Annotated in this window: 6 protein-coding genes; 3 read left to right on the plus strand and 3 right to left on the minus strand. The window is 71.4% G+C overall.

The features are described from left to right. The coding region (locus A9W96_RS00320; RefSeq protein ID WP_067137264.1) for an NUDIX hydrolase at positions 1-443 on the plus strand (443 nt) is incomplete at its 5' end. A gap of 59 nt (positions 444-502) precedes the next feature. On the opposite strand, the gene A9W96_RS00325 is transcribed toward A9W96_RS00320, so the two are convergent. From A9W96_RS00325 to rfbD, 3 genes are read right to left on the minus strand one after another with little or no spacing between them, the layout of a single operon-like run. Then, a complete protein-coding gene (locus tag A9W96_RS00325) occupies positions 503-1579 on the minus strand; it encodes a sugar phosphate nucleotidyltransferase (protein ID WP_066868502.1) in 1077 nt (358 codons plus the stop codon). Positions 1580-1592: 13 nt separating this feature from the next. Continuing rightward, the gene (locus A9W96_RS00330; RefSeq protein WP_066868484.1) at positions 1593-2483 is read right to left on the minus strand and encodes a glycosyltransferase family 2 protein; all 891 of its coding nucleotides are present in this window, start codon (positions 2481-2483) and stop codon (positions 1593-1595) included. Then, positions 2476-3393, minus strand: coding sequence for a dTDP-4-dehydrorhamnose reductase (gene rfbD / locus A9W96_RS00335; protein ID WP_067137266.1), 918 nt, complete (start codon positions 3391-3393; stop codon positions 2476-2478). Before rfbD ends, A9W96_RS00330 begins: the two co-directional genes overlap by 8 nt. A gap of 99 nt (positions 3394-3492) precedes the next feature. Between rfbD and A9W96_RS00340 the strand changes: the two genes are divergently transcribed. Together A9W96_RS00340 and A9W96_RS00345 are read left to right on the plus strand one after the other, a co-directional pair. Then, positions 3493-4965, plus strand: a complete 1473-nt coding sequence (locus A9W96_RS00340; RefSeq protein WP_066868482.1) for an LCP family protein — start codon at positions 3493-3495, stop codon at positions 4963-4965. 6 nt (positions 4966-4971) lie between these two features. Beyond that, positions 4972-5163, plus strand: a 192-nt coding sequence (locus A9W96_RS00345; RefSeq protein WP_255362933.1) for a TIGR03089 family protein, incomplete at its 3' end; no start/stop codon positions are given.

Below are 5163 nucleotides of genomic sequence, written 5' to 3' on the forward strand. Positions count from 1 at the left end.
CCCGCAGCGATGCCTGCCGCCGCGAGTGCGTGCCCGGCCACGTCACCGCGTCGGCGCTGGTGCTCGACCACTCCGGCGATCGGGTGCTGCTGACCCTGCATCGCCGCCTGGGCCGGTGGGTGCAGCTGGGTGGTCACTGCGACGACGGCGACGCCGACATCGTCGCCGCGGCGCTGCGCGAGGCCACCGAGGAGTCCGGTATCGACGGGCTGCGGATGCCATCGCGGCTGGCCGCGGTGCACGTGCATCCGGTGGTCTGCTCGCTGGGGATGCCGACCCGCCATCTGGATCTGCAGTTCGTCGCGCACGCGCCGGCGGGGGCGCGGATCGCGATCAGCGACGAGTCCGACGATCTGAGGTGGTGGCCCGTCGACGCCCTACCGGACGGAACGGATTACGCGCTGGCGTATTTGGTCGAGCGGGCCCAGGCCCGCCGAGTGTGAAGTTAGTTTCACGCTGGCCGCCGAGTGTGAAGTTAACTTCACATTCAGCAGATCAAGCCCTAGACGTCGGACGAGTAGCGGATCCCGCCGTCGGGAATCGAGACACCCGGCCACACCCGGGCGCCGCGCAACAGCTCGCAGCGCGCCCCGATGTCGGCGCCGTCGCCGATCACCCCGTCGCGGATCAGCGCCCGGGGACCGATGCGGGCGCCGAAGCCGATGATCGAGCGCTCGATCACGCTGCCCGCCTCGACCTTTACGCCGTCGAAGATCACCGCGCCGTCCAGCCGCACGCCGGGGCCGATCTCGGCGCCGCGCCCGACGACCGTCCCGCCGACCAGCACCGCGCCCGGCGACACCGCCGCGCCGTCGTGCACCAACTGCTCGCCGCGGTGGCCGTGCAGGGCCGGCGAGGGCGCGATGCCGCGCACCAAATCGGCCGAGCCACGGACGAAGTCCTCCGGGGTGCCCATGTCGCGCCAGTAGCTGGCGTCGACGTAGCCGCAGACCTTGACGTCGGGATCCGACAGCAGCGCGGGAAACACCTCGCGTTCCACCGACACCTCACGGCCGCGCGGGATCCGGTCGATCACCGCGCGCGAGAAGACGTAGCAGCCGGCGTTGATCTGGTCGGTCGGCGGATCCTGGGTCTTCTCCAGGAACGCGGTCACCCGGCCCTCCTCGGTGGTCACGCAGCCGAACGCCCGCGGGTCGCCGACGCGGACCAGGTGCAGGGTGACGTCGGATTCCTGCGCGGAGTGGAAGTCGAGCATCTGACCCAGGTCGGCCCCGGAGAGCACGTCGCCGTTGAACACCATCACCGTGTCGTGCCGCAGATGCCCCGCGACGTTGGCGATTCCGCCGCCGGTGCCCAGCGGCCGCTCCTCGGTGACGTACTCGATCTGCAGGCCGAGCTTGGAGCCGTCGCCGAACTCCGCCTCGAACACCGCCGCCTGATACGACGTGCTGAGGATGACGTGCTCGATGCCCGCCGCGGCGACCCGCGACAGCAGATGGGTCAGGAACGGCAATCCGGCGGTGGGCAGCATCGGCTTGGGCGCCGACAACGTCAGCGGCCGCAGCCGGGTGCCCTTGCCCCCGACCAGGATCACCACATCGACTTGCGGACCCCCCACCAGATCAGCCACCTCAGTGTCGCCCTTCTAGGAGTTTCTGCCGCCCGGCCGCGCGCAGCGCGCTGCGCACCATCAGGCGCGACCGCACCGCCAGCGAGGCGCGCAGCGTCCAGCGCAGCGGAGCGCGCAACCAGCCGGAATGCCGGTCGGCGAGAAAGAGATACGTGCTCTTGTGGTGCGCGGCCAGGTGGTTGGCCGGGTCCCCGCCGGTGGAGTGGCCCTTGTGGTGCAGCACCTCGGCCGACGGCACGTAGACGGAAAGCCAGCCGGCCTTGCCCAGCCGGTCGCCCAGGTCGACATCCTCCATGTACATGAAGTAGCGCTCGTCGAACCCGCCGATCTGGCCGAACGCCGACCGGCGCACCAGCAGGCACGAGCCCGACAGCCAGCCCACCGGCCGCTCGCTGGGCTCGAGGCGCTCCTGTCGGTAGGCCGCCGACCACGGATTGGTCTTCCAGAACGGCCCGACGACGGCGTGCATGCCGCCGCGGATCAGGCTGGGCAGGTGGCGCGCCGACGGGTACACCGACCCGTCGGGATCGCGGACCAGCGGCCCCAGCGCGCCGGCGCGCGGCCAGCGCGCCGCGGCGTCGAGCAGCGCGTCGATGCTGCCCGGTCCCCACTGCACGTCGGGGTTGGCGACGATAACCCAGTCGCCGTCGCGGTCCAGCTGCGCGACGGCCCGATTCACCGCGGTCCCGTAGCCGAGGTTGGCGCCGGTGTGGAACAGCCGCACGTTGGGGTAGCGATCGACGGCCGCCTGCGGGGTGCCGTCGGTGGAGCCGTTGTCGGCCAGCAGCACGCACACCTCGCGCTCGGTGGCCAGCGACAGCGAGGCCAGGAAGCGCTCCAGGTGTGGGCCCGGTGAGTAGGTCACCGTCACGACCGGCAGGACGTCAGTCACGCGTAGAGGGTACCGGCCGCTCGGCCGCGCCATCGCCGGCTGCGTTGGTTTCGGCGGCGGCCAGCGCCGCGGCAAGCGCGGGGCGCCAGGGCCGCAGCGGCCGCAGGCCCGCCGCGACGGATTGACCGCTGCCCAGCGCCGAGTAGACCGGCCGGGGGGCCGGCCGGGGAAAGCGGTCGGTGGAGACCGGTCGCACCCGCGCCGGGTCGGCGCCGCATTCCTCGAAGACCGCGCGGGCCTGCTCGAACCGCGAGCAGGCGCCCTCGTTGGCGGCGTGCAGGATCGGGCCCGGCACGCGATCGTCGACGATCTGCAACAGCGCGGCGGCCAGGTCGCCGACGTAGGTCGGCGAGCCGGTCTGGTCGTCGACCACGTCGACCGGGCCGTCGCCGGCGGCCAGGCGGCGCATCACCGCGACGAAGTCCTTGCCGGTGCCGCCGGTGTAGACCCAGGCGGTGCGGACGACGACCGCCTCGGGCAGCGCCGCGAGCACGGCCCGCTCCCCCGCGACCTTGCTGCGGGCGTAAACGCTTTGCGGCGCGGTCTGATCGGTGGGCTCGTACGGCCGGGGCGCGGCACCGCCGAAATCCCCGTTGAACACGTAGTCGGTGGAGACGTGGATCAGCCGGGCGCCTGCCTTCGCGCAGGCCGCGGCGATGTGGCCGGGGCCGGTCTCGTTGACCGCGAACGCGCCGGCCTCGTCGCTCTCGGCGCCGTCGACGTCGGTGTAGGCCGCGCAGTTGATGACGACGTCGCCGCGCTGCACGATCCGTTGCGCGGCGGCGGGATCGGTGATGTCCCACTGTGACGACGTCAGCGCCAGCGCGTCGCGGCCCTGAGTCGCCGCCAACGAGGTCAAATAGCCGCCCAGCTGCCCACCGGCGCCGGCGATCACGATCCTGGCTGACATGGTTTTCAGTTTGGCATGGCCCGAAACGCCGGGACGAAGGCCGGGGCGCGCGGGCGCCGGCTACCCGTGAAGCTCCTGTGTCGCAAGTAATGTAGTGGGATGCCTGTGCAACGTGTGGTTCGTGTGATTGCCACCGCGCTGACGCTCGCGGTCGTCCTCGGCACCGGGATCGCGTGGACCAATGTGCGGTCCTTCGAAGACGGCATCTTTCACATGTCCGCGCCCTCGCTGGGCAAGGGCGGCGACGACGGCGCGATCGACATCCTGCTGGTCGGCCTCGACAGCCGTACCGACGCGCACGGCAACCCGTTGACCCAGGAGGAGCTGGACACGCTCAAGGCCGGCGACGAGGAAGCCACCAACACCGACACGATCATCCTGATCCGCATCCCTAACAACGGGAAGTCGGCCACCGCGATCTCGATCCCGCGCGACTCCTACGTCGCCGCCCCGGGCCTGGGCAAGACCAAGATCAACGGCGTCTACGGCCAGACCCGGGAGGCCAAGCGCGCCGCGCTGGTCAGGGCCGGCGACTCCGCCGCCGACGCGGCCGCCCAGGGCACCGAGGCCGGCCGCGAGGCGCTGATCAAGACCGTCGCCGACCTCACCGGCGTCACCGTCGACCACTACGCCGAGATCGGCCTGCTGGGCTTCTCGCTGATCACCGACGCCCTCGGCGGCGTCGACGTCTGCCTCAAAGAGCCGGTGTTCGAACCGCTTTCGGGCGCCGACTTCCCCGCCGGCCCGCAACGACTCAGCGGCCCCGAAGCGCTCAGCTTCGTGCGTCAGCGCCACGAGCTGCCGCGCGGCGACCTGGACCGGGTGGTGCGCCAGCAGGTGGTGATGGCCTCGCTGGCCCACCGGGTCATCTCCGGGCAGACGCTGTCCAGCCCCAGCACGGTCAAGCGGCTGGAGGCCGCCGTCCAGCGCTCGGTGGTGATCTCCGCCGGTTGGGACGTCATGGATTTCGTGCAGCAGATGCAGAAGCTGGCCGGTGGCAACGTCGCATTCGCCACCATCCCGGTGCTCGACGGCGCCGGCTGGAGCGACGACGGCATGCAGAGCGTGGTGCGCCTGGACCCGCATCAGGTCGCCGACTGGGTCGGCGGCCTGCTGCACGAGCAGGAACAGGGCAAGACCGAGGAGATCGCCTACACCCCGGCCAAGACCACCGCCAGCGTCGTCAATGACACCGACATCAACGGCTTGGCCGCGGCGGTGTCCGACGTGTTGAGCGCCAAGGGTTTTGCACCCGGAACGGTGGGCAACAACGACGGCGGGCACGTCAAGACCAGCCAGGTGCGCGCCGCCAAGAGCGACGACCTGGGAGCCAAGGAGATCTCCAAGGAACTGGGTGGGCTGCCGGTGGTCGCCGACACCTCGCTGGCGCCGGGCGCGGTGCGGGTGGTGCTGGCCAACGACTACAGCGGTCCGGGCTCGGGCCTGTCCGGCGACGCGACGATCATGCCCGCCAAGGTGTCGACCGCCGGTGCGGTGACGACCGACGCAGGAGTTCCGGCGCCATCGCCGATCCTGACCGCCGGCTCCGACAAGCCCGAGTGCATAAACTGACGACCTGTGCCGCAATCGATCACGCTGAGCGGGGCCATCCTCGATCCGCTGCTGCGGGCCGATCCGGTGGGACCGCGCATCACCTACTACGACGACGCCACCGGCGAGCGCATCGAACTGTCCGGCGTGACGCTGGCCAACTGGGCCGCCAAGACGGCCAACCTGCTGCGCGACGAGCTGGGCGCCGGGCCGGCCAGC

The organism is Mycobacterium sp. 1245852.3 (genome assembly GCF_001669335.1).
GTDB lineage: Bacteria > Actinomycetota > Actinomycetes > Mycobacteriales > Mycobacteriaceae > Mycobacterium > Mycobacterium europaeum_A.

Excerpts from the sequence above, each read along its gene's own strand:
- rfbD (WP_067137266.1), bottom strand. The coding sequence starts at position 3,393 with ATGTCAGCCAGGATCGTGATCGCCGGCGCCGGTGGGCAGCTGGGCGGC.
- A9W96_RS00340 (WP_066868482.1), top strand. The coding sequence starts at position 3,493 with ATGCCTGTGCAACGTGTGGTTCGTGTGATTGCCACCGCGCTGACGCTC.